This is a genomic window from Mesorhizobium sp. SP-1A (assembly GCF_032460275.1).
Classification (GTDB): Bacteria; Pseudomonadota; Alphaproteobacteria; order Rhizobiales; family Rhizobiaceae; genus Mesorhizobium.
In genome coordinates, this window is record NZ_JAVXZD010000002.1 from 412290 (window position 1) to 438901 (window position 26612).

30 protein-coding genes are annotated in these 26612 nt (G+C 49.3%); 11 read left to right on the top strand and 19 right to left on the bottom strand.

Going from position 1 to position 26612, the window contains the following annotated elements; translation table 11 throughout:
• Positions 1 to 142: 142 nt before the first annotated feature.
• Genes QU595_RS10845 through QU595_RS10855 form a run of 3 tightly spaced genes read right to left on the bottom strand, consistent with a single transcriptional unit; the run spans position 143 to position 3743 of the window.
• Positions 143 to 1663: a hypothetical protein gene (locus tag QU595_RS10845; RefSeq protein ID WP_315921737.1), complete on the bottom strand. Its 1521-nt coding sequence runs from the start codon at positions 1661 to 1663 to the stop codon at positions 143 to 145.
• Positions 1664 to 1673: 10 nt separating this feature from the next.
• A complete protein-coding gene (locus QU595_RS10850; protein WP_315921739.1) occupies positions 1674 to 3170 on the bottom strand; it encodes a PcfJ domain-containing protein in 1497 nt (498 codons plus the stop codon).
• A 9-nt stretch (positions 3171 to 3179) separates the two neighbouring features.
• Positions 3180 to 3743 (bottom strand): hypothetical protein, encoded by a 564-nt coding sequence (locus QU595_RS10855; protein ID WP_315921741.1) that lies wholly within the window; start codon positions 3741 to 3743, stop codon positions 3180 to 3182.
• Between the two features lie 162 nt (positions 3744 to 3905).
• Between QU595_RS10855 and QU595_RS10860 the strand changes: the two genes are divergently transcribed.
• The 3 genes from QU595_RS10860 to QU595_RS10870 all read left to right on the top strand — a co-directional run bounded on the left by QU595_RS10860 (position 3906) and on the right by QU595_RS10870 (position 5503).
• On the top strand, positions 3906 to 4634 hold the full coding sequence (locus tag QU595_RS10860; RefSeq protein WP_315921743.1) for a hypothetical protein: 729 nt from the start codon (positions 3906 to 3908) through the stop codon (positions 4632 to 4634).
• A 155-nt stretch (positions 4635 to 4789) separates the two neighbouring features.
• Positions 4790 to 5137, top strand: coding sequence for a hypothetical protein (locus QU595_RS10865; RefSeq protein WP_315921745.1), 348 nt, complete (start codon positions 4790 to 4792; stop codon positions 5135 to 5137).
• Positions 5138 to 5278: 141 nt separating this feature from the next.
• The gene (locus tag QU595_RS10870; protein ID WP_315921747.1) at positions 5279 to 5503 is read left to right on the top strand and encodes a hypothetical protein; all 225 of its coding nucleotides are present in this window, start codon (positions 5279 to 5281) and stop codon (positions 5501 to 5503) included.
• 26 nt (positions 5504 to 5529) lie between these two features.
• On the opposite strand, the gene QU595_RS10875 is transcribed toward QU595_RS10870, so the two are convergent.
• On the bottom strand, positions 5530 to 6045 hold the full coding sequence (locus QU595_RS10875; protein WP_315921749.1) for a hypothetical protein: 516 nt from the start codon (positions 6043 to 6045) through the stop codon (positions 5530 to 5532).
• A 481-nt stretch (positions 6046 to 6526) separates the two neighbouring features.
• Here QU595_RS10875 and QU595_RS10880 point away from each other — a divergent pair, with 481 nt between their 5' ends.
• Positions 6527 to 7801, top strand: coding sequence for a HipA domain-containing protein (locus QU595_RS10880; protein WP_315921751.1), 1275 nt, complete (start codon positions 6527 to 6529; stop codon positions 7799 to 7801).
• Positions 7802 to 7874: 73 nt separating this feature from the next.
• Here QU595_RS10880 and QU595_RS10885 read toward each other — a convergent pair whose 3' ends face one another.
• On the bottom strand, positions 7875 to 8384 hold the full coding sequence (locus QU595_RS10885) for a DUF262 domain-containing protein (protein ID WP_315921753.1): 510 nt from the start codon (positions 8382 to 8384) through the stop codon (positions 7875 to 7877).
• Positions 8385 to 8639: 255 nt separating this feature from the next.
• On the opposite strand from QU595_RS10885, the gene QU595_RS10890 reads away from it, so the two are divergent.
• Entirely contained in the window at positions 8640 to 9047 is a 408-nt protein-coding gene (locus QU595_RS10890; RefSeq protein WP_315921755.1) for a hypothetical protein, read from the top strand.
• A gap of 136 nt (positions 9048 to 9183) precedes the next feature.
• Here QU595_RS10890 and QU595_RS10895 read toward each other — a convergent pair whose 3' ends face one another.
• The 4 genes from QU595_RS10895 to QU595_RS10910 form a co-directional block, all read right to left on the bottom strand.
• Complete coding sequence (locus QU595_RS10895) at positions 9184 to 9999, bottom strand: alpha/beta hydrolase (protein ID WP_315921757.1); 816 nt, start codon at positions 9997 to 9999, stop codon at positions 9184 to 9186.
• A 42-nt stretch (positions 10000 to 10041) separates the two neighbouring features.
• Positions 10042 to 10530, bottom strand: coding sequence for a hypothetical protein (locus tag QU595_RS10900; protein WP_315921760.1), 489 nt, complete (start codon positions 10528 to 10530; stop codon positions 10042 to 10044).
• A gap of 195 nt (positions 10531 to 10725) precedes the next feature.
• Positions 10726 to 11196: a hypothetical protein gene (locus QU595_RS10905; RefSeq protein WP_315921762.1), complete on the bottom strand. Its 471-nt coding sequence runs from the start codon at positions 11194 to 11196 to the stop codon at positions 10726 to 10728.
• Between the two features lie 28 nt (positions 11197 to 11224).
• Positions 11225 to 11680, bottom strand: coding sequence for a hypothetical protein (locus QU595_RS10910; RefSeq protein WP_315921763.1), 456 nt, complete (start codon positions 11678 to 11680; stop codon positions 11225 to 11227).
• Positions 11681 to 11824: 144 nt separating this feature from the next.
• Between QU595_RS10910 and QU595_RS10915 the strand changes: the two genes are divergently transcribed.
• Positions 11825 to 13663, top strand: coding sequence for a putative Ig domain-containing protein (locus QU595_RS10915; protein WP_315921765.1), 1839 nt, complete (start codon positions 11825 to 11827; stop codon positions 13661 to 13663).
• A 57-nt stretch (positions 13664 to 13720) separates the two neighbouring features.
• Here QU595_RS10915 and QU595_RS10920 read toward each other — a convergent pair whose 3' ends face one another.
• Genes QU595_RS10920 through QU595_RS10935 form a run of 4 tightly spaced genes read right to left on the bottom strand, consistent with a single transcriptional unit; the run spans position 13721 to position 15443 of the window.
• Positions 13721 to 14116: an MbcA/ParS/Xre antitoxin family protein gene (locus QU595_RS10920; RefSeq protein ID WP_315921767.1), complete on the bottom strand. Its 396-nt coding sequence runs from the start codon at positions 14114 to 14116 to the stop codon at positions 13721 to 13723.
• Positions 14117 to 14347: a hypothetical protein gene (locus QU595_RS10925; protein WP_315921769.1), complete on the bottom strand. Its 231-nt coding sequence runs from the start codon at positions 14345 to 14347 to the stop codon at positions 14117 to 14119.
• 23 nt (positions 14348 to 14370) lie between these two features.
• On the bottom strand, positions 14371 to 14991 hold the full coding sequence (locus QU595_RS10930) for a hypothetical protein (RefSeq protein ID WP_315921771.1): 621 nt from the start codon (positions 14989 to 14991) through the stop codon (positions 14371 to 14373).
• Positions 14992 to 15005: 14 nt separating this feature from the next.
• Entirely contained in the window at positions 15006 to 15443 is a 438-nt protein-coding gene (locus QU595_RS10935) for a hypothetical protein (RefSeq protein WP_315921773.1), read from the bottom strand.
• Positions 15444 to 15562: 119 nt separating this feature from the next.
• On the opposite strand from QU595_RS10935, the gene QU595_RS10940 reads away from it, so the two are divergent.
• The 3 genes from QU595_RS10940 to QU595_RS10950 all read left to right on the top strand — a co-directional run bounded on the left by QU595_RS10940 (position 15563) and on the right by QU595_RS10950 (position 17433).
• A complete protein-coding gene (locus tag QU595_RS10940) occupies positions 15563 to 15730 on the top strand; it encodes a hypothetical protein (protein WP_315921775.1) in 168 nt (55 codons plus the stop codon).
• A gap of 158 nt (positions 15731 to 15888) precedes the next feature.
• Positions 15889 to 16653 (top strand): hypothetical protein, encoded by a 765-nt coding sequence (locus QU595_RS10945; protein ID WP_315921777.1) that lies wholly within the window; start codon positions 15889 to 15891, stop codon positions 16651 to 16653.
• A 36-nt stretch (positions 16654 to 16689) separates the two neighbouring features.
• Complete coding sequence (locus QU595_RS10950; protein ID WP_315921779.1) at positions 16690 to 17433, top strand: hypothetical protein; 744 nt, start codon at positions 16690 to 16692, stop codon at positions 17431 to 17433.
• A 124-nt stretch (positions 17434 to 17557) separates the two neighbouring features.
• Here QU595_RS10950 and QU595_RS10955 read toward each other — a convergent pair whose 3' ends face one another.
• The 3 genes from QU595_RS10955 to QU595_RS10965 form a co-directional block, all read right to left on the bottom strand.
• Positions 17558 to 18259, bottom strand: coding sequence for a hypothetical protein (locus QU595_RS10955; protein WP_315921781.1), 702 nt, complete (start codon positions 18257 to 18259; stop codon positions 17558 to 17560).
• Positions 18222 to 19064, bottom strand: coding sequence for a nucleotidyl transferase AbiEii/AbiGii toxin family protein (locus QU595_RS10960; protein ID WP_315921783.1), 843 nt, complete (start codon positions 19062 to 19064; stop codon positions 18222 to 18224). Before QU595_RS10960 ends, QU595_RS10955 begins: the two co-directional genes overlap by 38 nt.
• A gap of 554 nt (positions 19065 to 19618) precedes the next feature.
• Complete coding sequence (locus tag QU595_RS10965; protein ID WP_315921785.1) at positions 19619 to 19786, bottom strand: YdcH family protein; 168 nt, start codon at positions 19784 to 19786, stop codon at positions 19619 to 19621.
• A 255-nt stretch (positions 19787 to 20041) separates the two neighbouring features.
• On the opposite strand from QU595_RS10965, the gene QU595_RS10970 reads away from it, so the two are divergent.
• Positions 20042 to 20491: a hypothetical protein gene (locus QU595_RS10970; RefSeq protein ID WP_315921787.1), complete on the top strand. Its 450-nt coding sequence runs from the start codon at positions 20042 to 20044 to the stop codon at positions 20489 to 20491.
• Between the two features lie 79 nt (positions 20492 to 20570).
• Complete coding sequence (locus tag QU595_RS10975; RefSeq protein WP_315921789.1) at positions 20571 to 20999, top strand: hypothetical protein; 429 nt, start codon at positions 20571 to 20573, stop codon at positions 20997 to 20999.
• Positions 21000 to 21029: 30 nt separating this feature from the next.
• Here QU595_RS10975 and QU595_RS10980 read toward each other — a convergent pair whose 3' ends face one another.
• The 3 genes from QU595_RS10980 to QU595_RS10990 are packed head-to-tail and all read right to left on the bottom strand — an operon-like array spanning position 21030 to position 26612.
• Complete coding sequence (locus tag QU595_RS10980) at positions 21030 to 21944, bottom strand: hypothetical protein (protein ID WP_315921791.1); 915 nt, start codon at positions 21942 to 21944, stop codon at positions 21030 to 21032.
• Complete coding sequence (locus tag QU595_RS10985) at positions 21910 to 25419, bottom strand: type I restriction endonuclease (protein WP_315921793.1); 3510 nt, start codon at positions 25417 to 25419, stop codon at positions 21910 to 21912. Before QU595_RS10985 ends, QU595_RS10980 begins: the two co-directional genes overlap by 35 nt.
• A complete protein-coding gene (locus tag QU595_RS10990; RefSeq protein ID WP_315921795.1) occupies positions 25419 to 26612 on the bottom strand; it encodes a restriction endonuclease subunit S in 1194 nt (397 codons plus the stop codon). The genes QU595_RS10985 and QU595_RS10990 overlap by 1 nt, the downstream gene beginning before the upstream one ends.

Consider the following 26612-nt stretch of genomic DNA (forward strand, 5'->3'; position numbering starts at 1 on the left):
ATGCCCTTTCGCGATTACGTAATTAAACGAATTTCGCAAAATTTCAATGAAAATCCATGATTCGTTCTGACATACGCCTCTTTATCATTTGGCCTTCAGATACGAGCGTATATCGCCAGACGAATTTGGCGCTTATTTCAGCTTAATTGAATGGCAACTGCTGCATTCTTTGCTGATTATTCCGATATTCGCCAAGCGTGATTTCTCCACCGAAAATTATTCGTGTGCTATCGGGAAGATTCTCTGGAAACGCACATCCATCAAAGCCTTTCACATCGATGATGCCAGACACTTCTGGAAAATCAGGCATCACGTGTTCCAGGTTTGGCTCGTTTTTCGCATAGATGACGAGGTTATTGGTTTTGACGCCTCTGGGGGCGGCTTGAAAGTCTGGAGTTGTGATGATGACAAGCGATCCCGATACCTCAATATCGTGAACCTGATCATTGGGTTCGAAGCCCAAGTTGGCTTTGAAGTGTCCGCATCGGACGTTCATGGGGAAATTCGGAAGGCTGCCGCCATATGAATCCAACAAGGCTGAGGCGACGATCATTTTTGGCCAGCTTTCCGGCATCGTCGCGTGAACAATGAAGTTTTTGGCTTCGATGAGTTCAGGGGGTGTAACAAACGTCGTTGAAGTGAAATGGATATCTCCAGTCGTCTTCAGGAAGGTTTGTCTCTCTGTGAAATGGACGTTATTCAACGAAATATTCATATCGTCAGGATGGCTTTCAATCTCGCCGGACAAGCAGGCCCCGTTTATGCTCAGCGAGTGTGTGCCAATCAAGCGCTTTGGAAGCCTGATTGGCTTCGTGCCGTCAGGCTCTGCGCCTTCCTCGTAGACTGCGTAATCGATGAACCTGAGCGATTTGATTTCAAGCTCCTCAGGGAGGTCGTATACGCTGTGCCAGGTGCCATGATCGTCTGTGACGTAAGGCAAGCTGGGGGACGCATCCCTGATAGTGACCTTTGCCTCGCGCAGATAAGGGATCAGGATATCCTGATACTTGGAAATCGGCGGCTGGTTCTGCTTGCCCTGAAACTGCTTGAGATCGCGTGCGCCAGTCCGCCTGTTTACGCCAATCTCCATGGTGACGTGAGGCTTTCCGGCCGGATCGCGCAAAGAGAGATATTCGTATTCCCCGCCTTCAAGATGCTGATCGTAAGCACCCTGCCCGATGCAGTGCTGCATCTGTCCGCTTTCGCGATCCAATGCTCTGGGCGTCAGCAAGCGTACGAGGGAATAGCCATTATCGAACTGCTTCACCAGCTCTTCGTCATCCTGCGAGAGGACGACATTGCGGCTCTTCTGGGCGAAAAGCATCATATCCCTGTTGGCTTCTCTTACGATCTGCATGGCATTCGCGAACTTGAGCAGCTTCTTGGGTCTGCCGAGTTCATCGACGTTCTTCAGCCAAGGTTCGTCATTGGCAACGGCCGCCTCGATCCAGTCTGCGATGTGTTCCAGGCGGAGCACGAGATAGGCACCGTAGTCGTCAGCACTCAGCTCTCCGCGCTTGAATTCATTGACGATGACGCGCCCGAAACTGCATGCCAGTAGCTCGTTGACGCGCTCGCTCTTGCCGAGTTTCGTGATCTCTTCGGCAATAGACAGGCGAAGCGTCTCCAAATTCTGAGTAGCAATTTCGAATTCATCACTCATATCATCGTCCTCACATTTGAAATTGGGCTTCGTCCTGTGGCTGCTTGGCAAGGACCTCACGGAATTTGCTCAAGGGCACTCCAATTTCATCCACATACCGAATGTTTAAATCGTCTGGCAGTGAATCTGAAATCTCTTCAATAGGACAAAATACAAGATCGATATAATCTCTGACTTCTGTCTCATCTGGAATTTTGGTGATGTTGGTGCAATACAAATCCAATGCGCCAGCTTTGATCCCTCTTGGCAAGGTCTTGAGCTTGCTTTGCCTGAAGCTCGCAACTTCTTCGATAATGATGTCATGGACAACTTTATCTGCACGAACGACAGTTGGAAGAACAAAGTTTGCGCTTTTTGCACGGATCGATGACGGTGTTTCTGGTAAAGCCGTTTTAATGGTCACATTGTTGGTGGCTATCATTTCATTTGGGAATGCATAAAAACATCTCTCCCAAAGATTGATGTTCCTGGCTTCAATTTTTTCGATTTTGCCGTCGCTAAAGAGGTCACACATGGTGACCTGACCCTTGGTGATTATCTCTTTCGGGGCTTCGACGAGAGAACAGCTCCATATTACGAAATCCATCTCATCTGGATATGTCTCTGGTAGCTGCACATTCATGCCCCGAAGGTTTAGCAGCTTAGTTCCCACGAGGTGCTTTGGCATCTTGATGACGGCTTCATGATAATTGTCAGCCTCATTCTTGGTGATGTTGATACGCAGAATGTCTATTTCCAGGCGATCTGGAAGAGCAAGAATGTGATGCCAATTGCCTGCATTGTCGACGACATATGGCAAAGAATTCGTGGCTTCATGAATTTTCATGTGATCCGACATCATGAATGGCAGAACAGCCTTCACATATTTATCGAGAGGCGGTTTGTTTTGTTTTCCTTGGAACTGAAGCAAAACGTGGTTTCCACCACTTTTCTTGCTGACTTCCATTGTTATGTGAGGCTTTCCAGCCTGGTCGCGAAGAGAATAATATTCGTGCTCGTTGTCTCCAAGCTTGTCGTCATAAGCGCCCTGCCCTATGCAGTGCTGCATGTAGGCACTTTCACGGTCCAGAGCGGAGGGCTTTAGCAAGCGGACAACGTAATATCCGTCTTCCAACATCGCTACCAGTGCTTCATCCCCTTCGTTGAGAACGACATCCTTGCTCTTCTGCGCGAATTTCTCCATCTCCTTGTTGGCTTCGTCTACGATCTGTCCATAGTCGGCGAATTTGAGCAGCTTCTTAGGTCGTCCGTGTTCATCGGTCTTCTGAAGCCAATCCGCGTTATTCACCACTGCGGCATGAACCCAGTCGGCAATGTGATCTAGGTGGATGCAGGCGACATCGAAGTCCTCTTCCGTCAGCTTCCCCCGCTTGTAGGCGTTTGTCAGCACGCGGCCGAAACTGAAGGCCAGAAGCTCGTTAACGCGCTCGCTCTTGCCTAGAGCGGCAATCTCTTCGGCGATGGCAATGTGGAGCGTCTCTAGGCTTTCCAATGCGATTTGCGTCATGGTTTGGTCTCACATTCTCGGGCCAGCAGGAGCGCCGTCGTGTTCTGGCTCTTGTGGGGCTGCTGACGGTGTCATGAACTCGGGGGTCATGAAGTCCTTGGACTTCCTCGGCTTCAGGGTGAAATCGACCTGGTGGTCCGTGAAAAAGCGGTTCTGGCCTCTGTTGGGGCCGACTACGTATTCACTGTCGCTGTCAATCTTCTCGCTTAGGACGGCCGCAATGACCGCACTCTGGATTGCGCCAGCCAGCGTCTTGGATGATCCAGACTGGTGACCGCCCACGATGAAGCGATACGAAGTTTCCTCGCCCCAAACTTCCGGCTTCGCAACCACGATCAGAGGGCAGTAATTGACCCAGGCGACGTAGCACTGGCCGTCTTCGGCAGCACCATAACCTTTGCGGATGAACCCCTCATGCCACTTGATGCCTTTAAGAGCGGCTTCGATATCATCGCCCTCCCACTGTGCCTGCCATAGTTGAGGTTCGTGTTTGAAAGGATCTGCTTTCCTGTTTCCTAGTTCAAAATGCTCGCGCTCGTGATCGGTCATTAATTCAGGTCTACGTAGCATCATATTAAGAACTCCAACAGATTTAAGTCCATCTTAATATCAATGATAAGCATGAAACCACGAAAATAATTGTCCGGGTCTAGGCAAATAATGTGGACAGGCTTAGAAATTCAAATTATTTTTTACTTCAAACCAATTTCGTGACCTTAAACCCTAGGAAATCCTGTGGCTCGTGAACACTTCAAGACTGACACGGTGAATGTCGACGAAACTTCGTTCAAGGGAGCGACGACCCGCGAACTGGAACTCATTGAAGCGATGATTTCGGGAAACAAGGCATCCGTCACACTACCTCTTGAAAAACGAATGGCATCTGATGGACTGACAGCTGACAAGGTGTTCCTGCCTTCACCATCTCGATATTCTGAGGAGTGGAACGCGAAAAGCGCTGGACTCGTCAAAACTCACAAAACAGAACCCATAGATGATTTCGCCAGTATCTTACGTCTTCTAGCGATACCTGTTGTTCTGATTTTTGGTGTCAGCGCAATAGCTCATAAAGATGCCAATCTGTTTTTCTTTGGCATATTTATGATGACTGCTTTGTCAACCTTTGTGTATTTTGCTGTGCGCGCTTCTAAAAAGGAGAATGAAGAATTTAGGATCGAAAGGATTTACGATAATTCTTCGTATCGATCTGCCTTTGCCTTCACAGAGAATGCTATCTATGTCGCAATAGACCATGTCGGAACTCAGGGAATTAAAGTTCAACGCCTTCGCTATGTTGATATTCAGGAAGCCGTTTTAGTCACGGAATTCGGCGACAACCCTGTGGTCAAGATTTTTGATGGCAAAGGCATCGAATACGCCATTGTCCGGCCGGAAAGCGAGCAAGGTGAAGGTGCGAGGGAGTTGCTTGAGTTGATAAAAACCAGAACTCAGGCTGAAGTCTGATTTTTAGGCGGCAAAAAGAGCCTCTTAGTACGAATTCAAAGCCTCTCATTCGGGAGGCTTTGTTCGTTATATTTATTCGAATTCAAACTTCTGAATTATGTTGACATTTAATGGCTAATTAAATAAATCAACCCTCAACTAAAGCGAGGGATTTCATGACAAATACCGTGAAGAATGACAAAGAACTGGTTGTCGACCAATGTTCCACCATGGTTCCAGGTGGTCTGCCTGGTAGCCCTAAATTCTATGAACGGATGATCCGTTGCGAAGGCCAGGCCGTTGGCGCTGTATATCATCAAGAAGGCCTCGAAGTTGCGGAGCAGAACGTCTCCGAGGAAGAAGCCTTGGCGACGGCTCACCTGTTCAAGGCATCACCAGCCCTCTACAAGGCGCTGTCCTATGCGCGTCGCTTTATGAAGCCTGACGATTTCGATGTTCAATACATCGACAATGTGCTGGCCTACGCACGTGGCGAGACGGACGAGTTGCCGATGGAAGTTTGAACGCAATGTCACGCAACCCAGTGACGGCAGAACCGTAACGAAGCACGAAGGGAAATGGGCCTGCATTGCGGGTCCGTTGGCCGATGCAGAAGCTACCGTAGACGTGTAGCTTCAATCGTATCGCAAAGGAGAACAGTTCTAATGATCCTTTCCATGACAACTAACATTCTAATGAGCCGCGCGCACGAAATTAGTGCGATCTCAAACGCTGTTTATGAGGCCGACTTCAAAGATGAATGCAATGAGCTGGCTAAAATTGCTGGCCAGTTAGCACGTGTCAGCGCAAGCATGCGCGAGAAAATCGATGCCTATGCTCGCAATGCAATGGATGAGCGACAGGACGAGGCTCCAAACCCAGTTGGCTGAGGAGATCGTAACGACCATTCGATATGTCAGCGTAATGGCGGCACCGCATTCTGGCGATCCTCATCGACGAAGTCGTTGATGTCGGATGGCAGCATGCCTCTTTCCTCCAGGAATGCCCTCAGCTCGTCGCCCGTGAGGCTTCTGATGGGCTTCACGGCGGTCAGTGAGTACCAATCGCCGTCCTCGGCCTGTAGCGGCTCCACGGTGCCTTCCCTCGGGTTTCCAGCCTGTGCAAAGTCGTCGGAAGCCTTGACTACATAGACGACGCCGTATTTGCAGAACAGGGCGTCGTTGATGTGCTGGTCGGGGCCGATGTCCCATTCCTCAAAGTCTTCTTCAGTTACCTCGTCCATGATCGCCGCAACCATGGCATGGACAACGCGCTCCAGCCCCTCGTCATCAGCCATGAACACAGCTGGCAGCAAACCTTCTGCATTGGAGCCATAGGCATTCTTTGTGAAGTCACCGATGCGGGGCTGAATGCCTTCTGTAGCGATTGTGTCATGGTGGCGGATCAGCGTGCCGTGGTAGAGGTCTTTCATAATTTTGACGTCTCGGATTTTCACTATGTAACTTTGTATTTCGAATCGTCGAATTTCACAAATAAACGCGGGACCATTGTCGAAACGCTCACAGAAAATAACGCATTAATGTCTGGATTGCAGTGCATTAATCTTAAGGACACGGCTAATCAATTCAGGCATTAACGAAACTGGAAGATCACAAGAAAATAGTTGAAATTCACGATTTTTCATGTCATTTTGTGCGAATAAATTTTAGGAGGTTCCTGTGATTCAAGTCGGTCAAACTGTTAAGCTCAAGCCTGGTGTCGTTCATGCATGTCCTGAGGGGCGCAAAGACAATGGCACCGCTGTCGTGCGAGCTTCATTGGAGCCAAAGGTCCATGGCGGTGTTTATATGGATCGCGACCTCCATGGTTGCCGCTACTGGAATGTCGATGACCTTGAACTGGTCGATGACGACGACTTGCCTCATTGAGGCGTAGCCCTGTTCCAGATACCCATGAGCACAAAATCAGCCTTCGTTCACATCACTCTGCCCGATCAGATTTCGCCTGTGTTGGCTGGTCGCTTTCAGTTCAAAGAGCGAGACGATTACGCCGCTTGCAAAGGCACGTTTGAATACGATCCTGCTTATCTGGCTCGCCCTGACGCGGTCGAGATCGCACCTGTCGAACTTGGCCTCGCGTCAGGCGTAATCGAAACCGAGAGGCAGACAGGTATTTTCAGTGCACTGCGTGATGCCGGACCCGATGCTTGGGGACGCTGCATCATCGACAAGGTGCTCGGCGGTCACGATTGGGATAGAGCGGAGATCGATTTTCTGCTCAATGCCCCTGATGACCATGCAGGTGCGCTCAGTTTTGGTCTGGAGGAGATACCGCCCACTGGTCAACCCGTCTTCAATCAGCTCGACGATGTGCCCGAACTTATCCAGCTGGCAAACGACTTCTATCCTGGCGGGCCATATGAAGACGGCTCGCAGGACAGCGAAGCCGAGTGTCAGCGGTTTGTGAAGTCGAAGACCGCGCTTGGTGGAATGCGGCCGAAGGCGACAGTCGAAGCCGATGGCGCTCTCTGGCTGACGAAGTTTCCGAAGCGGGATCGCGATCACTGGAGCAACGCCCGCGTCGAACACGCCACGATGACGCTTGCTCGCCAGTGCGGCCTCAACGTAGCTGAAACCGACGTCCGATGCTTTGGTGAAGACGACGTTCTGTTCGTTCGTCGCTTCGACCGTCACGCCGTCGAGGGCGGCTATACGCGCACACGCCTGATCTCCGGTTATACGGTTTTGGAATGCGACGAGTTCCACGATGAGCGCTGGTCTTACCTAAGCCTTGCCAATAAGTTACGCCAGATTTCTGTCGTGAATGTAGAGGTCCAGCTTCTAGAGCTATTCCGCCGTATGTGCTTCTCTTCGCTGGTTTCGAACCTGGACGATCATCCCCGCAACCATGCCTTCATTGCTGGCCGCGAGGGCTGGCAGCTTTCTCCCGCTTATGACCTGACACCGACACCATCACATTCGGCCTCTAAGCGCGACCTGGCGATGACCGTTGGATTTCATGGTCGGTGGGCGAACAGGAACAATCTGATTTCCCAGTGCGGCCATTTCGGCATCGAGGTTGGACAAGCGGAAACCCTCATCGACGATATGAAGACGCAGATCGAACAGACCTGGAATCCGACTTTCCGCGCCGCAGGCGTGAGCGAAGCCGACTGTGAGAAGGTGCGGTCAGCCTTCGTCTATGAGGGGTTTTCCTATGTCGTCTAAGATCGACTACCGCTTGGCAAACAGCCTGCAGATCGCGGAACACCTTGGCATAGCAGAAAAAGAAAAAGGGCCATCAGGCCCTTTCGCTATCTTGGTGCTGCGTACCTCCGAAATTCATGAGGTTGTAGTAATCCCGCAGATAGGATTCGTCTTCGGATCGCGTTTCGTAGCTTGCGAAATGAATCGAGTACATGAATTCACGGCGATCAGCTGCTGTAATTTCCGACCACTTGTAGCCGAACACAGGGAACTCATCTTTGAAATAAGCATCGAGAGCGCTCATGCGCTGCTGGCCGTCGATCAATAAGTTGTCGAGCGGGTGACCGATGTCGGCGGTATTATACGTGTAAGTCCCGATATTCACGCCCTTCCATGCGGATTCGAGAAGCGAGATTTTCTGCTTTTCGGTCCAGACAAGGCCGCGTTGCCATTTGGGAAGGAAAAAACCAAGCATCTCGCGATAACCGTGATGGTTGACGATATGCCCTTCTTCGACTTCTTTCTTTCGCGACAAAATAAGGCTCATAACCGAATTGGAATGTCGACCAAGATCGACGCGCTGCGGCATCAAACGATCAGTCATGTGATTTCTCCTTAAGTTGTCAGGCTTCTACCGGATATAATTTCAATAATCAAGATAAATGTGGCTTGGCGTCGGCGAATTATGATTCGCACGTCGTTTACGTGGATTATTTCGATGTAGTAAAATCCATTGATTTTAATTACGAATTTGGGCCAGCGTCGATTAGACTCTCTCCCCCTGAAACTGCCATATTTGATTAATCGTCATGAATTCCGTAATTTGGAATAAAATATTGCTCTGTCTAAGGGGAAAATTATGCGGCAGTCATTTTTGGTTTTTGCTGGCCTGTTGTTGACCACTCAGTCCTCAATGGCGGCTTCCGCCTATCTCAAGACGGAACCTGCGGTGGAAACGCGTATTCCAATAACGGAATATCGCGACGAAATTCAACAATATACCGATACTTGCCCAGTTGTTGTTTTTGTCCCTGCCCATACAGAGAATTGTGGCGATGGCGCAAAGTCAATGGAATCGTTTGACGATTTCGAAAAAACCTGCCGAATCGTCCCTGCACACAATGACGTCCGGCAAGAGTCTTGCACGAAAACTCGAACCGTAAGTGTTCCGTATACAACTTACAAAATAGAGTACAGTTGTCCTTATGAACGGTTTGTCCACCTGAAACAGCGGGCTAGTGGTGAGTGGTATTGCTCTCTGATTTGACATCTTTGGCCTGAGTGTCGATTAAGGTAGGTACAGCTGACGTATTGAAGGTTGCTGATGTATAGCAACAAAAAACGCCCCTAAGGAGCGTTCATGCGGCCTCAAAGGAGACCTCGTAGGCTAGGCCTAAGATCTATTATTCATCGTTCTCTGTTCGGCGCAAGCTGTCATTGAGGAAGTCGAACAGTTTCTCCAAGGCCTCGTGTGTCCAGATATCGTGCCCTTCGCCCTTAAGCTCGATGAATTTCTTAGGCTCTGTAGCGAGGTCGAACAGGGCCTTGCCGCGAGCCATCGAAATGGTCGGATCGAACTCGCCATGCAGGAACAGCTTCGGCGCTCTGATTTTGCGGATGCGCTGGTCGGAATGGAGCGGATCGCGGATCAGCCAATGCACAGGAAGCAATGGAAACTTGTCGGTCGCGACGGATGCAATGGAGTCATAGCTGGATAGAAGCACGACAGCGGCGGGATCGTGTTCGGCAGCAGTGTTTACAGCGACGCCGGAGCCAAGGGACCAGCCAACAATGGCTATAGGGGCGTCTGGTAACTGTCTCCGTAGCCAATGCCATGTGCTGCGGCCGTCTTCCAGAATGCCATCCTCCGATGGCTTGCCTGTCGATCCTGGGTATCCTCGAAAGGCTGGAGCTAAGAGGCCGTAACCTTGCTCCTTGGCCAGCCCTGCCAGAAAGAAATAGCCGCTGATCCGGTCGGCATTCCCATGGAATAGCAGGATAACGGGCTTGCCCTGTGCAGGCGGCTCATAGAGAGCTGCCAGGCGCTCCCCGTCAGCCGTATCGATGGAGACCCATTGTCCCCATGGGGCTTCGGCATCGTAACTGATGACTTCGTTGCTCGCGCCTGGAAACAGCAAGGTACGCTGAAAGAAAAACAAGGCCGCGCATGTGAGGACGTAAGCCACCGCCACAATGATCAGAAGTCGAGTGAATTTCATCGGCGGCCCTAGTAACACGAAACGCCAACCTTGCGCGCATTCTCACATGCCTATGCCGCGTCCACGCGGGACTTCCGTTTCATAGGTATAAAGCGCAGTCGGATGCCGTGAAATTGTCTCGTTGGCGATATCGCCGTATTCGTCGTCTGAGTTCCAGGCGCGGCCGAGAACGTTCTTTGCGTAATCGACGGCTGCTAGAGCATCGGTGACGATGTGTTTTTCGACTTCTGGCATCCGCTCGCCCGCAATTGACTTCGCATAGTTGTAAGCAGATCGCGCTCTCAGTGAATCAACGCGAGGTTCGGCTTCCCGCATGACCTGTTCAAAAGCTGGCCATCTGGTGTGCAAAATATCGAATGCATAATTGTAGGCGTATCCCCAATGTTTCAGGATCGCCTTTTCATTATCATTGTCTCGCTCAAGCTTGTTACGGAAATGGGCGCGCATTTGGGATTTATAAGCATCGATAGCCGCTTTGCGATCACCGTTGCTGAGGTTATTAATCACCATTTCGAGTTCGGCGTCAGGCATTGAAATCTCACATAATTTCTTTGTTAAAATAAGATAATATGAGCGAGCGCATGAGACAAATTGAGTGCCGACACTGTTTTTAGGCATCGCATAGTTCCTAATTCGCGATTTGTGTATAACACTACGCAAACGGCCCCAAATCCGTCAGAACTTGGAGCCGTTTAAGATGTGATAAGCTGGCGCACCTGCCAGCCGTTAGGTCCGCGTCAGAAAATCCTCGTAAGCTTCTTGGCTGAAAAGGTTCTGGAGCTTGAAGTTTACGCCAGCATACACAAAGAGGAGCGCAAAGGCTGCTGGGAACCCCGCGATCATGTAGAAGCCGAAAGAGCCAACAAAGAAGGCCACAAGAATGCTCAGGATTGCCAGAACGGCATATGTGAGCACTGGCCAGTCCTGAGCGACTTCGACACCCAAAGGACGCCCAACAGCCACGAGATAGTTGACCTTGCCGCCAGAGAGCCGCCGATGGGTTGCAAGTGCGAGTTTCACCTCTTCTCCGACCCACAGGGTGTCTGCTAGCATCGGTTCTACGATTACGTTAGAGACTGCAGTCGTCGCGCCGGACGCATCCCTAATAGCGATATGCTTGAAACGAACGTCTTTGCCCATGATCGGCTTGCGTTCGCCAAGACTCTCAATGCGGCCTTCAAGAAATTGCTTCTTCATTGGATATTCCTTTCGATGTGGTGCTGACTTACGGAAGCTTCAGGAGCGCGTCGTAAGTGGTCTGCGAGAGGTCATTGATGTCCTTCTCGCGCTGGTATGTGAAATAGAGATAGAAGCCGAGCAGGATCACTACAGGAAGTAACCACCCACGGCTCATGATTCCGATCAGGAGGCCCGCGAGCATGATCATGATTGCAGGCGTGGCGGAGAGTTCCGTATTGCGGTGAACGAACTGCCCATTCTTGAGGGCGGTAATAACGCATACAGCGCCGCCGAACCTCTTTCGAATGACGGCAATGCCGATATTCACCTGATCTCCGACAGACAGAAGCTTGGCAATCTCGTGGTCGCAAACGACGTTGCTGTAAGCCAAGGACGTGCCGTCTTCCTCGACAATGACCAGGTGGTCGATATGGGTTTTTCCAGATTTTCTGGTGCGATCCCCGATATTCGTAATTTTTCCAGCGATAACGCGATGTTCCATGTCGTTCTCCTTGGGTGGCTATTTATCTTAAAAATATAGATTTGTCGACATTATTTTCATGAATAAGGCGTTCCGGCGAGTTCCCAAACTTGAAATTTTCACTGGTGGCGCAATATTTCTGAAAATCGAGATGGGACCCGGACAATGAATAGGAATTTCTATTCGAAAATTATTGCATCAATGATGGTTTTGTCCACGACGGCCGCACATGCCGAGCCTGTCTACATGTTTCGAATGACAAGCGGGATGACAAAGGTTAGTGAGATCACTGAAGACATCACGTTGAATTTCTCCCCGTCTGCCTATTATGTCGATGACAGCGTTTCTCTAAGCGGACTCATCAAAAGCGGGGATTCAATTGCCCTCGAAAGTGATAGCGGGGCGTTGCCGCCTGGTTTGAGTCTGCAGGGTTCGAGCATTGTTGGGATAGCCACAACGGCTGGAACCTACTCAAACATCAAATTTAGGGTCACGAACTCGAAGGGAGCGAGTAAAGTCTTTGGTCCCTATTCCATGCAGGTCGTTGCCCCTGTCCATCTCTCTGTGCTCCCACAGCAGGTGAGCGCATACACCAACTACAGCAACACGCTCTCAGCGTCGGGAGGTGTCGCACCGTATACGTTCGCTGTAGTTGGTGGAACTCTTCCGAACGGCCTGACGCTATCAGCCAGTGGTGTGCTATCTGGGGCAGCAGGAGCAATCAACACGCCGACAGAGTTACAGGATGTGACGATCCAGGTGACCGACAGTAATGGCCGCACGGCTTCAGTCATAATGCCCATAGTTGTAGTCGAGCCGTTGAGCATTGTGATCGATGACGATAGCACCAATAAGATTTCCTATATCGGTGAGGCTCATACATGGAGTTTTAAGACCACGGGCGGAGTTGAACCTGTCCGATTGACCTACCGACTCTTAGGGAATCCTCCAGACGGAATGACGATACAGGTAGTGAACGATTCGAAGGTGGTTGTCTCAGGAACGCCGCAGCAAGTACGCGGTTTTGGAATCGAGCTGGAAGCCACGGATAGCGCTCTGTTCCCTCGAACGCGAACCAATCCATATGAGTGGTTGTACACTTATAATCTTCCAGCCATTTACACTACTTCGATAGAGGGAGTGCGAGGGCAACCGCTTGTTTATGGGCATCTAAGCGTCTCCGGTGGGGTATATCCGTACTCCTTTGAACTCACTGCTCCTGACGGTAAACCTTTGCCTGACGGATTGAGTCTTGATGCTGCTGCTGGCCAGATTTCAGGCACTCCAACTGAATCCTTTTCAAAATCGGTAACGCTGACGGTAACCGATGCTGGTGGCAAAACGGCATCTAGAACGGTCGAGATCAAAATTGAAACGCCATTGGAAATCGTGGTGCCCTCTTCTATCACCTATTACGTTGGCGAGACAGTGACATGGGCTGATGCGGTTAGACCTCAAGTCGAAGGAGGGAAATACTTCTACATGTTTGATATCGAGGTCGACGGCGGCTCATTACCTGCTGGTCTGAATTTTAACGCTATCGATGGATCAATTGTAGGAACGCCAACGGAAGAGGGACCTTTCAAATTCAGGTTTGTTGTGACCGATCTTAGCACAAATACACGTTATTATTCGAGTGAAGTGCTTGCGTCTGTTGAGCAAAGAGCTGCCCAGCCTGCCTTCCAAGTCAAGTTGCCAGAAAGCATGACATTCAAACTGGACCAAGCCGTCGATGTGCGGAGTGAAATTACCGTTAGAAGCGGCGACCCGCGAACTGGCTGGTATTTGTACAATTTGGAAGTAAACGGGGTCATGGATGGCAAAGCGCTGCTGCCAGCTGGGTTGTCAAGTTCGTTGCCCTATTCCAATTTCGCAAATATCGGAATTATTTATGGGACAGCCAGACAGACAGGCGTTTATAAGATAAGGGTCTTGGCGACTGACCAATATGAAAATCGGGAAAGCCATTTCTCCAATGAGATGACCCTCACCATTGAGCCGTGATGGAATGATCGACAGTGATAATGAAAAGAGAGGCGAGATTCGCCTCTCTACGGGTTTTTACGGAATAGATGCCCTCTCGACATATGCCCTTACGGCTTCGAGACCACCTGGCTTTTGCATCAGGGCAATAGGAGCATGGTGAAGAGCGGTATTGCTATTTCGCATCCAACTGCGAGCAATCTCACGATCCGCTGCAAATTTAATGTGCAACGACGAGAATACAGCAACAAGATTGACCGCACGATTGAACCCATTGCTGTTCTCTGTGAGGTGTAAGCCCCCTACTCTCAAATGTTGCATAGTTCGACGGGTAAGCGTCAGGATTTCCGCGAGTGCGGAATCGTCGATGCCCAGCCAATCTGCAGCGCGAATGACAGCCGAGGTGACAACACGCTCTCGATCATTCGGAACGTGCCGCTGGCTGGCAATAGGAAATGCGAGGACAACACCCATTCAGAAGCTGTCCTCGAAATAAAGGCCGTCGAGACCATCCTGCTCATCCTTGATCTTGACCGCGCCGATGTTCATGCCGTCCTTGTCGAAGAAATCGAGAAAGCCGTATCCGGCAGCATTCTCGATTGCCGATGCCTTGTCGGTAAATACGCGCTCTGGAGCGTCGCCGCTGGAGCCGACGATGAATTTAGCGGTGTCGAAAAGCGAGTAGGTTTCAGGTTTGTGAAGCATTCCAGTTTCCTTTCAAATGTCCTTTAGAGTTCGTGTGTCATGGCCCACTTATGGCCTTCGTCTGCAAAGTCTTGTTGGCGGTCGAGAAGGATTGTTCCGTCCGTCGTGCGGAGCGAAATCACGAGGTCACCACCGAGTTCGATGTCGTCGAGGACATCACGCACCGTGACGACATCGAACTTTTCGAAGTGTTCGATATCCAATTCATCGCAAGCTTTTTTGAAGCCGCCGTCTGGCCCGCCCGCTTCGTGGTTGAACATCCAGACTTCGAGCTGCTTCAACGTCTCGATGGCGATTGGCGCGTCCAGCTCGGCGTCTGGTTCGTCGTCAACCTTGCTGGCTTCGTTTTCCATGGCTTCTTCCCAAGCCTGTTCCTCTGCGAGAATTGCTTCCTTCCGGTCGAGAATGATCTCGCCGCTTTCCTTGTTGCGGATGACCAGAACACGGTCGCCACAGCCTTCAGCATTGAAGATCAGTTCATTGATGCTGAAGCCGTCGATGGATGGCCATTCGTGTTCCAGAACGTTCTCTTCATCGAACAGAGGTTGGAACTCCTCGTCGTTGTCGTACCGATCTTCGTGCGACCAAAGGTTCATTTCCAGATTGCGGAGTTCATCCAGATCGAGTTTCTCATCGAAGTCCATGTCAGCTCCCTCCGTCACATTGTTTGCGCAAGACGAGAAACGACGCGGGAAATGGCGTCCGCCTGCTCTACGAAAGGCTTCAAAAACGCTTCGAGAGCCTTCATGGCTTCGCGGTCGCCGTCGCGCACGAAAACCAGGTAGACGGAAGCATCGACAGTGATCCAACCGCGAACCTTGTCGTCATTGGCGCGCAAATGTGCCTTCTGCAGGGTGACGTAGAATTCGGGGCCGACCTTTTCGAGATCGCTTGCCGTGCCGAAGACGACCATGGGAACGGCGTCGCCGTACTGCGTCTTCAAGGTCGTCTTCACAGCCTTGATAGTGCCTTCCCGCCAAGCAGTTGCCAGGACAGCACGCGTGTTGCGCTGGCCGCCCGTTTCGAATTCGGCCGCGCCCATGTAGTCGTAGTTGAAGCCGATTTGATCGTCCGAAATCAAACGCTGTAGAAGCATCCCTAAATCTCCTGTGTTGGGCGCTTTATTGAATATTTAAGGAGCTTTGTCAATGAATAAGGCTTCAATAAAGCAATTATTAATGCCATATTTCTGATAATTAAATACGGAGGTTTAAAATGCGATTTCTAAAATGGCTAATGCGTGGAAAAGCGGGCCTAAGTAAAGGCGACGCCGAAAGCGCATCTGCCGATTTCGAAGCTGATCAACGTTGGCGTCGTACGATGGAAATGCTGGAAGGCTCTGTTCCTTCTGACATCGAGATCGGGTTTAGCGTGCCGCGCTAAGAAGCCAGAATTCCCAATACACGGACGAAGGCCGTCCGGCAGCTGATAAACGCTGTCCAGGCTTGCCTAAGATTGGCCGCGAATTGGAGTTTCCGGAAGCTTGCAGAGAAATGCGATAGCATTGCTTCTATCAAAGGTGCCCCAGAAAGAATGTAACTATGACTACTCCACGTGTGCAGGCCTATCTTGAGTTGGTTGAGGCCATTGAAGATTTGCCCGAAGAGGACGATGTGCATCTCGTCGCAGCTCAGCTAGCAGAATCTGAGCCAGAATTTGCCGCATTGACAACCGAAATGAGACGGGTCGCAATCGCCCTTCGAAAACTCGATGACTTAATGCCTCTGGAACGCGACATCGAGAATGACGTTCAAGAAACTCTTGTTCTTGAAAGGTCCTTCCAGAATCATCGGACTTCATCATCTGATATCTTGCGGGTTGAAAATTCCTTGGGCGCTCGTGAAATCGTTCGGAAATGGCCAGCTAGTTTGGCGTACGCCCCCGAGGTCGATTTATGGGCGCATTGCCGTGAAACCTCAGAAATCAAAGATTCACTTTGGGATAAAGCCCGGAAAGAACGTTTTGTTGTCGATCTGAAAATCGGGAGAAAGGTCGCAATAGATCGCGGATTGAATTTTGCCTATGATCTGATCCAGAAAGCTGAATGTGAAATTACTGGAGGCTCTGAAGGTCACCCTGGCGGCGCTTTCATTTGCTTTGATGGCTGCGGGTCAGCTTTTTTTGAACTCACCGATGAATTTGAACGAGTGGGATGGAGAGTGCATTTCGATGAAGAGATGCCGTCGTTTGTCACCGTTCGAATGCCGCAGGTGCATACAGTGGAAGCTCGTGATGCCGAATGGCGAAAACTCGCTCGCGATTTCAATTACGATATCTTGCTGCAAACGGGGCTGACGCCGCGATAGACAGATGCTATCCGCGTGCCACGGTAAGGAGGGCAAATGACCACAAAACGAGAGAAGGCCTTTGCAGAGCTGGTAAAGGTTCACGAAAAGCTTGAAGACGGAGGCCTTGTCCGCCACCTGGCATTCGTGGGCAACGAAACAGACGAAGCCTTCCGAAATAGGATTGAAGGCTTCAGCCCGTCCCTCATTGCGTTGATGGCCGCTATGCGCGAGCTGGATGCCCTGATGCCTCTGGAGCGGGATGTCGAAAACAGCGTGTGGGAAACCCTCGTTATCGAGTCCTCAGACGGTCGCGCTTGGCTTGGCGTGGAAAATAGCATCGGCAAAAAGGACAGGCTCACAACGTTCATCGTTCACAAGAATTGGGGGCCATTTATCGAACAGTGGTCTCATTGCCGCGAGGCCTCCAAGCTGAAGGACACGCCATGGGATGAAGCCCGCAAGGAGCGGCGCACCGTCAACTACGGGGGCGAGGAGACGACTATCGACCGTGGGGCGAACTTCGTCATCGACCTGATCGAACAGGCTGGATGCCAGACATATGTCAGTTGTGAGGGGCATCCAGGCGGAGGCTATTTCGGGTTCACGGGCGAGACCTCCGAAATTGCCAAATTGACAGCGGAGTTCGGCAGACTTGGCTGGAGGATCGAGGCGGAACCCGAGAAGGCCGTTGTGAGGATGCCAAAAGTCGTGGCCGTCGAAGAGCGCGATGCCACTTGGCGCAAACTGTCGCTGGAGTTCGACTACAGCCTCTTGGAGAAGAACACCCTTAAGCCGTAGGGTCTATTTGACAATTGAGGTCATCGGTGTTGGCTGGCGATTTATCGCTGATCCAACAATGCCCCCGGCAAAAAGCTTCTCATGAAAACATGGGGAGCTTTTTCGTATTAGGGCCTCGGTGCAATTACATGCCTGGTTGCCAATACGTTTGGTTGTCGTCGTCTCGCTCGCGCTGCTGGCACCGTTCGACCCATGGAAGCACTTTGTCCTCCAAGTTCGCCGCACGAGCTAGGCGGTCAAGGCGGTTGAGGTCGAGCTGATCCATATCGCACTGAGTGTCGGGTTCGTGCATGGAGGAGCGGTTGATCCCAGCCAGATACATCCAGTGTACGATTGCGGCTTCTGGTGTGGCGCGATCATAAGACAACATCGGCACTAGGCGATCATCTTCTTCACCTGCTTCTAGAATAGACTGTCTGATGCCTTTGAAGTGGAACTTCGTCGAATTTCCTTCAACAGTCCCTAGGCTGGGCTTTGCACCATTTTCGGGGACAGGAACAACCGAAAAGACCTCGGACGTAAAATTGTTGAGCACACCTGCATCGCTAAGGACCGTGTGCAGGCTGATGACTGCCCCTTTTCGTATGCGATGAGCAGCTTCGGCCAAAGTCGGCGTCGGAAAAGCGCTGTTATTGATCCAGAGGCCGTACTTGGCATGCGTAAGCAGATCGAACGATGTCGCTTGTTCAATAAAGAGAGCTATTTTTCTCTCGTTGACGTCTGGCATGAAACCACGAGCGAATTCCGTCAGCTCTGCAACAGAAAAAACGCGTGGAGCATCGAAGTTCTTAAGTGATTCGAAGAGTTGCTTCCGAAGTATGCTCATTGTCGGTTCCGTTTCCCTGTATATTTTCGCAAGCTCCAGAAGACTGAGCTTCTGCGATCCATTCTTGCAGTTTTTCGCCCACCTTCAGTCGCATTCCCTCCCAGATTTCTTCAGTTACGAGCTTTGCCGCTTCAGGCGGCATGAAGGTCAAAAGCTTTTCCTGAGCGACAGCGTAGTCCATTTTGTCCAACTTGGCCCAGACATAGTCCTTCATGTCATTGAGGACGTCCTCGCCATAAGCCTGGATTGCTTCAAGCGTCGGTTTGACATTCATGTTGATGAGAAGAAACAGATCATAGATGTCTCTGGGGGCTTCACGAGTCGGGTTCTTAAGGCAATCGAATTTCGCTTCCACCATTTTAGTGAGATTGATGCACGTCAGTGGAATATCATGCTTTCCAAGAGAAGTGCCCTTGTAGGCCACCGTTTCAAGGAATTCGGATGAAATTTCGTTTCTACGGGACAGCTCGATAGTGAAGTGGACTTCGTGAGATCCTACATTTCCACCGATCTTCCATTTCTGGGTCGTATCAGTCTGTTTCGGCTCAGTGACGATCAGGTTCTGGATTAACCCCGAATTTTTTATGTCATTGAGAGCTTTGCGAATAAATCCCTGGATGACTGATGGCGGCAACGAAGGCGACGCTGCCAGGTCGATATCCTTTGTATAGCGAGCGCTTCCAGTCAGAACACGCATTGCGAAACCACCCTTGAGCGCGATCTCGTTTTTTACCGCTTTCGAAAAGATCGCGCCTAGGATTCTCGTCTGAACCAAGTCACGAATTACATTCGGGTCCTTATTCATCTCACCTCTCCCTGAAAGCATGAGTTTGCGTTTAGATGCAAACCCGTCCTTCTAGCCTCTAAATTATTGTGCTGGGAGAGGATGCAAGTGACTAACCCTGAGTTTCACAAAATGAGATGGGTTGACATGGAATTGATATGACACGATGTATTTACGAGTCTTACCAGTTGGCTGGATTGCACCCTATGACAGCATCGCTCTTTTTATGACCAAAGTAGTGATGCTGGAACATATCCCAATATGACGAAAACCGATGCCCTGATGGTGCGAATAAAGGATACAGAAGAAACCCAGCGACAATTATTAGTGTGACCTTGATCCACAATGGGTATCTGGTCAGGTAAAATACGCGGGAACACATTGTTAGAATGAATTTCATTACCACCTCCAACCAATGGAATTTTGGCATTTCTAGCCTCGAACGCGATCTCTCGAACTGTGCTCAGGAGATACGTCTGTGAAAGCGCGATTTGAAATCCGCCGACTGCTTTTCTAAAGAAAATGGCACCGGATATAATCTCGGTGCCATCGGTTAGTGCCGATTTTGAAGTCTATCAGGCCGCTTCGAGAGAGGCGATTTCTTCCTTGATTGCGAGCTTTTGCTTCTTCAGGTCCTTAATCTCAAGGTCGTCGGCAGCGGGAGAAGCTTCAAGCGCGGAAATCAGAGCGTCCAGGTCGGCATGTTTCTTTTTGAGCGAGATAATACGGTTTTCTACGGTCATAGCTAACTCCTTGATTATTGGAACATATTTTATCTTCAAGTTCCTATTTAATTTAAGCCTTTTTGTCGTCGACTTCAAGCTTGTTTCATTAAAAACATTTAGAAAATCGATTGGTTCCGCTGTAGAATAAAAATTATGATAGAATCACCTTATTAATCCGTATATCATCAACAAATATTGATTGATAAGTTTTAGAAATTCCCTATATGTGCCACAGGGGTATTCCACTCTGAAGTGTCGCTTGGGGAAACAATGATGTTCGGTCGCACGCTATATACAATTTTCCGGTCGGGTTCGATTCTAACTGACCTCGAAAATGCTGATCGCGTCATTAAGTTCGCTACACGCCCTGACATCAACGCTTATTTGGGCCGTGGCCTATTATCTTACGGCGATGTGATGGCTGATGCAGCTGGTGGTCTTGAAGAAGCAATTTATGGCGCGAGACTCAACAATGTTGATCTCGAAGACGGCGCACGAATGTATGCTCGTAACGCTTCACGCTTGGCCGAGGTCTCTACTAAATTTTCAAATCATGAGCGCACCCGATACCTGGGTGATGCATATGCCTGTTTCCTACTCGCAATTACATACATGCTTCAGCTGCATTTGAACCGCAGTGCAGGGGCCGCTCGTTATCGCATCCGCCAAAAGCTGTTCGAACTTCGCCGAGTAGCTGACGACGCCCTTACGCATTCTAGCTAATTATTGCTTGATTGTGATGGATGCAAAATCCGAACACAATCGATGTCGAGTTTACTGAAAGCGAGAAATCCATGAAAAAATGGCTGATGTCGATCCTAGCGGCGAAAGTCATCGAAGACGACGTTGCGACGGCAGTGCAATTCGCCGAATCGCCCAGAAAAAGATCGAGGAAAACGACAGGGCCGAGGACCTTCAAGCGGCCTATGCGAGTGGCTTGATGATCGTTTTAGAGCGTCTGACGTTCCATTTGAATGTCTCACGAGATGACGCTCTCACAGCGACGGGCATCGACAAGGACAAGCTCGATAGCGTCTATCGAAAGGCTCTTGAGGGCGCGCAGTTTGCGCACGATCTCGCTAAATCTGAAACCGAGAGTGCGCAGCGCGAAGGCTTCCAGACGTCGTTTGGCTACATCGCACTTGGGCATCTCTATCGCTTGCGTTGGTTGGAAACTCAGGTGTCCGGCCGAAAGGCTCGCCGAAGTTCGCGGCGGCATCGAGAAGATTAATGATCTAATCTCGAATGTGATGAACATCGGCTACGATGCGAAGGATGCAAAGGCAGGAACTTCAGCCTCGACGTCAGCAGTTTCAGTCAACGAAGCGCCTGCCCTCACAACGGTATCCCAAAACCGCTGAGCATAGTCTTCGCTGTTCGATGCCGCGACATTGAGATTAATTATTACGCCACGGTCATAGATCAGATGGCCTATTTCGTGAAAGAAGATGTCAATCTCCCTAGGGTCCACGATGACCGTATTGGTTTCAAATGAATAGAAACCGTTGTCGCTGTAGGTGCCGAGCCTCTTGAATTTTAGATGATAGCCTCTCTCTTTGTCGGGAAAGCCGATTTCCGTCAGTAGGTCGTTATACCATCTAAGTGCACTCAAGGTACGGTTGAGGTCGTAATCGCCAGGAAGTTCGAGCGAAGACGTGCCTAGGGTTTCAAAGGCACTCAGAAGCGTATCAGGTACGTTCCTGCTGCTCGATATGATCGTCTCGTTTCTTTCGATATGAATGGAGTTCTGGTTTACCTCCAGCAATGACGGGCGGTACTTTTTGCGCGCGGGCGTGAAGCGGGTGTCCTGCTTTACCATTTCGAGGAATTGATCTCCATCATGGGTCAGATACGCATAAATGAGATCAAGATGGCTGTAGAGTAACAGCTCTTCGATCCTGTTGAATTCAACAGGGGTGAACGTGTGCAGCTTACTCAGGATATCCGTTTTCAAGCCTGGAATTGCGTTGACAATTCGAGGTTCTGGCAGCTGAAAATCGATTGGATAACAGGTGAATGTCCTTCCGGTCATCGTGACTGAACATCCGCCCAATTTTTGCGATTGGACCCAGGTAAAATTCGAGATGATATTCTTGATGTTGAACAGGCCCTGCCATTTGGATGGCCTGCTCATGAGCCGCCTATACGGCGATTTGATGCGCTGATCGATTTCCAAAATGCTTCGTGAATTCATTTTGTTTTTTATGGACCTGTTCCAGCAAATTCCTCAGCAGATCTTCAGCCGCTTCCTTGGCATTGTCAACCGCAGTCGCTTTGTAAATAGCTGATATTACTTTTTTGTCCTGCTCGTTCGCTTTTTGAATTTTCGAACAGATTTGGGGAAGCTTCCTGCGAAGGTCGTTAAGGTCGTTCTGATCGATTGTCAGCAGACCACCTCTCCAATTTGACGCCAGATGCCCAGAAATCAAGTTCGCTATCTCTGCCGTAAACTGTTTGAAGCCAACCTGATGGTCTCCGCTAACTGGGATTGATGCCGCTAGGCAGAAGTTGCGAACGATACTATGGACGATAAACCAGTCCGTTCGACCGTCAAAATCGTTGTTGATACGGTGCTTGAGCGCTTCCATAGCCTTTTGGGTGTCTGCCTCCAGCTGGGTTGTCTGTTGGTCTGTTTCGTCATCCCACTGACTAGACGCTTCGATATCGTCGGCAATGCGCTTCAACCCTTGAAATAGGTCTGAAGTGCCGAACGGCGCAAATGACGTTAGGAGATCGCGGACGTTATGAATCTTCTTCGTGATCTTTGTCTGCAGCGTCGGCTTGATGTAGGACTGTTTCACCAACTTCCCATTCACGAGTTCAATAGACATCAGATCATCGATCTTAAGATGCAGATTATCGAGGAAATCGTTCAGTAGGATTGCGATGTCCTTGTTCGTGAAAACGGTCGTCTTCGAACTGGCTTTTAGATAGCTGATCAAGCTAAGGAAACCCTTGCTGATAGCTAAGAGGTAGCCTATGTATTTCTGATAATATCTGGGTGAGAGCAGGTTCTTTACGGTCGTGTTGATCTTGGTGCAGATTTTCAAGGCTGCATCCTGTTGATCCTTCGTCACGTTTTTGATGAAAAGATTCCGTTCATTCCCCTTCGAGAGAAGCCCATCGCGTGTCGTTCCGAGAAGCTTGCAAAGTTCGTCAATCAACGAGCCTAAGATCCGCTGCTGACGTTCAACCTCGTTTGGAGTCAAAAAAAGTACGGCGCTTTCCTTTCCGCTCTCATACCATTCTAATGCTTTTTTATAAGCATCGTAGTTATCGTCAGTGAAACTGAGATCTACAAAGAAACCAACCTTTTTGTGTTCGACTTTCGTGCCAGGCCGGGTGTAGAGCTGGAAAATACGTGATGGCTCTTTAAATTGAGTAAAACAATAAACGCTGCATAGCTGTTTATTGTCGTAACCCATCATGTATTTTCCGACGATGATCAAGATATCGGTGCTGTCTGATTCCTGCGAGTCAAAGTCGTCCTTAATGGAATTACCATATTTCACTACGTTGAATTTTTCGAGGAAACTCTGGTTGTCGTCGTTGAATTTCATGTTTTCGGAATAATCGATTCCGAATTTCATACTATCTAGTGTGCAGTTCCCATTAGTGACATCAAAAATGTACTCTCCGATGGCGTTAGCCATATTCTGATCGTCAACGACCAGAAACGCTTTGGGTTTGAATCGACGTTCTCGCTCGCCTGAAACTTCGTTCGTGAACGAATAGTTTTCATCGATTTTCGCCTTGAAATCGCGAATGATGTGCCTGACCACGTCGGGAATGCTTTGCAATTTTTGACGATTGTGAAATTCGGTTTTAATTCGACGAATGAATCCATTCGATTTTTCGTCGATCAGTTCGAACCTGCGTTCTTCTGCTTTATCTGCAATTTCTGGGTGGTTTCGCCAATCTAGATGATCGGAATCAACAACGAAATCAAAGACTGCCTGTTGAATTATTCCGTCTTCGGCCTTCAGCAGCTCCTTAGCGTATTCATCAACTGCTTTTTCGATTTCCGTAAGGATGCCCTCAAACTTTGGATCGATCTCGATCATGCTTTTGAGTTCGGCCTCTACATGGTTTGAAAAACGTCGAGCGTTTTCCTCAGAAAACACCACGTTATAGCGTTCCTTCTCATAGACAACAGGAACAACCATGTTCAGGTTTCGAGCGTCTTCATTGAAGAGTTCGTCGAGGTAGCCTTCCTGCGAGGTGGAATACTCCGTCAATGTTAGATCAACAGTTCTGTCCTTTTGTTCCTGTTTGCGCGTGGTCGCCGTAAACGTTATGTAGGAAGCGTTCGGGAAATTATTTTCGCGTACGTTGGCATTGATGCCCAGCTGATGAGTGTGAACTTCGTCGATGAAGACAAGAATGCGACTGTCGTAATCACGCAAGGAACTCATGTCCTCACTGATCTTCTGCATGTTCATGACATAGATCGCTTTAGTTCTTCCTGTTACCGCTTCCTCGTATGAGATGACATCGCTGGCATCCACCACGACGCCATCTTTCTCATCTGCGCTTGATTTCCAGCGTCGATTAACAACCTTCAACTTGAAGCCGTGGCTGAATGGGAAGTTGCCAAACTCTTTGATGAACTGTTGATAGATCGTCAGGTCCGGCACCTGAATGAAAATTTTGTCGAAGCGTGAAGGGAAACGATTGGTGATGGCGTTGATGAGACTGCGAATGGCAATCGTTTTGCCGCTGCGAGGCGGCTGTTTGACAACTTCACGGAAGTCCTCGTTGTCCTCGGCGTTCTCCAGGATTCTGACTGCGTTCTTCATCACGTAGTATTGCTGGACGCGCAGATTGCCGAGTCCAGAAGGCACCTTGAACAGGCCGAACTGGAAAAAGAAAACGAGGTTGCGAATGTTGAAGAGGATTTCCTCTGCAAAATCGAAGAAGCCGCTTTCCTGACCCTCTGGGCGTTGCCTAAGGTGATTGCCGTAAGATCTCCACCGATCTACGGTCGTGGCGTTCAGGTTTGACACCAATCCTGCGTTCGTACCGTCCGTGCAAAGACAGCTCATAAACTTGTGATAGGTCCGCTTGTTGCGATAGTCCTCAATGGCATCTATCAGACCGCCAGAGGCGAGAGGGTTCTTGACCTCGATGATGATAAGCGGAATGCCGTTGAGGTATATCGCAAAGTCAGGGCGCTGCACTTGATCGGAATTGCGATGAAGACGGATCACCTTTTCTTTGATGACCTTAACAACGTTGTTTCGGCAGCCAGTTTGATAGTCAGTATCTACAACGCGGTATTCGACGACGCGAGGCTTGCCGCTGTCTTTGGAGGTTAGCGTGATCGTGCGCTTGTCACCCGCGAAAATGAGATCATAAATTTCCGCATTATTCGTCGCATCATCGTGGCACTTTCTGAAATGTTGCCAGATGAGATCAATGATTTCTTCCTTACTTTCCTGATATCGGCCTGATGTCCACAGGCTGGAATTCAACACAGAAACCTGGTCGATGAAGTCGTCGACCAGGATCAGGTGGTGCTTTTGAAGCTCGGGATATCTGTTGAGAACAAGTTCTTCGAGAATGGGGCCGAATTTTTCGGTTTCTAGGAAACTCTGAAGCATCCTTTGAATGCCTGCTTCGTCCTCTATCTCATTTAAATTATATGACATTATGCGTTCTCGTTGATCTCCGTCACTTCAAATTTGCCCGACAGAAGTTGTCGGCGCAACCAATTCAGTTTCTGTGTTTCTATTTTAATGGATTCTTTAATTTTGGTTACTAGGTCATCAGATGCTCGAATTTCTCTCACGACACGCTCTTGAACCTCTTTTGTTGGATAACAAAATTGAATTTCCCTCAGGTCAGTAGAAGAAAGTCCTAAGAAGGTGGAACCATGTCCCATGGAGATTAGCTTTGAGCGATTTACTTGAAGCCAATATAGCATGTACTCACTTAAAACTTCATCATTTTTCAACGAAAGGGTGTGGCAGTTCTGGTTGGTGAACAAGTCACATCCCGCTAGCTTTGCAACACCAATGGTTGCTCGTGTGGTTACGACCACGTCGCCTTTTTTGGTGAGGCGTTTACCCATTTTGTTTGCAGCAAGATCGGTGATTTTTCCCGCACTGTCGCTGATGGTGCGCGTATGGCAATTCGTCAAATCTTTTGGTGTCAACCATACATTACTTCCGTTCCAAAACTTATCATTTTTGGTCGACGGAGTTTCACCACTAAAAACGTTGAAAATATCCGCGATTTTTGATATTCTACAAGGCTGTGTTTTTTCCCCATTGATAGCTTTTAAGCGCAAAGCCGAGTTCAAACGGGCTTGCCTGTCATGAAGCGATTTTAGCTTTTCAATCAAATTTGCTTGACGCGAAATGAGAGACGCCACTTGGCGCTGGATTGCAAGAGTGGGCAGTACGATTTCGGTTTGAAGGAACGACTTTTTGTCGAGATGCTTAATGTCAAAACCGCGAAAATGGTTTTGAAGTTTTTCATGCATAGCTAATAAGACATTATGAACATAACGCCCGTCATCATGGGGTGTTTTCACGCAATATACATCGGTTGAGTACGCTGCCGAGCCGTTGTAGTAGTGCGTATACATAGTTTGGCCGCCTGTTGTGATAAATATGTTTTCACCTTCAATAGTGCTACAATCGACAAACTTTGTTTGCTCTTTTGAGCAGTTGAAGAAAGGAATCGCGCCCTTTGTTTTGGCGTCTCCAGCCTTTATTTGGCTTTTTGGTTGCTTAATGAATACGTCATCTAGCTTTTTTAGTTGCCAACCTTCTGGCAGTTTCCCAGTTTCACTGAAAACTTCATAAACAGATTTATCTCGTGACTTAATTTGAACCAT

Coding starts and splice junctions, on each gene's coding strand:
- QU595_RS10845 (WP_315921737.1), bottom strand. CDS start 1,663: ATGAGTGATGAATTCGAAATTGCTACTCAGAATTTGGAGACGCTTCGC.
- QU595_RS10850 (WP_315921739.1), bottom strand. CDS start 3,170: ATGACGCAAATCGCATTGGAAAGCCTAGAGACGCTCCACATTGCCATC.
- QU595_RS10855 (WP_315921741.1), bottom strand. CDS start 3,743: ATGATGCTACGTAGACCTGAATTAATGACCGATCACGAGCGCGAGCAT.
- QU595_RS10865 (WP_315921745.1), top strand. CDS start 4,790: ATGACAAATACCGTGAAGAATGACAAAGAACTGGTTGTCGACCAATGT.
- QU595_RS10870 (WP_315921747.1), top strand. CDS start 5,279: ATGATCCTTTCCATGACAACTAACATTCTAATGAGCCGCGCGCACGAA.
- QU595_RS10875 (WP_315921749.1), bottom strand. CDS start 6,045: ATGAAAGACCTCTACCACGGCACGCTGATCCGCCACCATGACACAATC.
- QU595_RS10880 (WP_315921751.1), top strand. CDS start 6,527: ATGAGCACAAAATCAGCCTTCGTTCACATCACTCTGCCCGATCAGATT.
- QU595_RS10885 (WP_315921753.1), bottom strand. CDS start 8,384: ATGACTGATCGTTTGATGCCGCAGCGCGTCGATCTTGGTCGACATTCC.
- QU595_RS10890 (WP_315921755.1), top strand. CDS start 8,640: ATGCGGCAGTCATTTTTGGTTTTTGCTGGCCTGTTGTTGACCACTCAG.
- QU595_RS10895 (WP_315921757.1), bottom strand. CDS start 9,999: ATGAAATTCACTCGACTTCTGATCATTGTGGCGGTGGCTTACGTCCTC.
- QU595_RS10900 (WP_315921760.1), bottom strand. CDS start 10,530: ATGCCTGACGCCGAACTCGAAATGGTGATTAATAACCTCAGCAACGGT.
- QU595_RS10905 (WP_315921762.1), bottom strand. CDS start 11,196: ATGAAGAAGCAATTTCTTGAAGGCCGCATTGAGAGTCTTGGCGAACGC.
- QU595_RS10910 (WP_315921763.1), bottom strand. CDS start 11,680: ATGGAACATCGCGTTATCGCTGGAAAAATTACGAATATCGGGGATCGC.
- QU595_RS10915 (WP_315921765.1), top strand. CDS start 11,825: ATGAATAGGAATTTCTATTCGAAAATTATTGCATCAATGATGGTTTTG.
- QU595_RS10920 (WP_315921767.1), bottom strand. CDS start 14,116: ATGGGTGTTGTCCTCGCATTTCCTATTGCCAGCCAGCGGCACGTTCCG.
- QU595_RS10925 (WP_315921769.1), bottom strand. CDS start 14,347: ATGCTTCACAAACCTGAAACCTACTCGCTTTTCGACACCGCTAAATTC.
- QU595_RS10930 (WP_315921771.1), bottom strand. CDS start 14,991: ATGGACTTCGATGAGAAACTCGATCTGGATGAACTCCGCAATCTGGAA.
- QU595_RS10935 (WP_315921773.1), bottom strand. CDS start 15,443: ATGCTTCTACAGCGTTTGATTTCGGACGATCAAATCGGCTTCAACTAC.
- QU595_RS10940 (WP_315921775.1), top strand. CDS start 15,563: ATGCGATTTCTAAAATGGCTAATGCGTGGAAAAGCGGGCCTAAGTAAA.
- QU595_RS10945 (WP_315921777.1), top strand. CDS start 15,889: ATGACTACTCCACGTGTGCAGGCCTATCTTGAGTTGGTTGAGGCCATT.
- QU595_RS10950 (WP_315921779.1), top strand. CDS start 16,690: ATGACCACAAAACGAGAGAAGGCCTTTGCAGAGCTGGTAAAGGTTCAC.
- QU595_RS10955 (WP_315921781.1), bottom strand. CDS start 18,259: ATGAGCATACTTCGGAAGCAACTCTTCGAATCACTTAAGAACTTCGAT.
- QU595_RS10960 (WP_315921783.1), bottom strand. CDS start 19,064: ATGAATAAGGACCCGAATGTAATTCGTGACTTGGTTCAGACGAGAATC.
- QU595_RS10965 (WP_315921785.1), bottom strand. CDS start 19,786: ATGACCGTAGAAAACCGTATTATCTCGCTCAAAAAGAAACATGCCGAC.
- QU595_RS10970 (WP_315921787.1), top strand. CDS start 20,042: ATGTTCGGTCGCACGCTATATACAATTTTCCGGTCGGGTTCGATTCTA.
- QU595_RS10975 (WP_315921789.1), top strand. CDS start 20,571: ATGGCTGATGTCGATCCTAGCGGCGAAAGTCATCGAAGACGACGTTGC.
- QU595_RS10985 (WP_315921793.1), bottom strand. CDS start 25,419: ATGTCATATAATTTAAATGAGATAGAGGACGAAGCAGGCATTCAAAGG.
- QU595_RS10990 (WP_315921795.1), bottom strand. CDS start 26,612: ATGGTTCAAATTAAGTCACGAGATAAATCTGTTTATGAAGTTTTCAGT.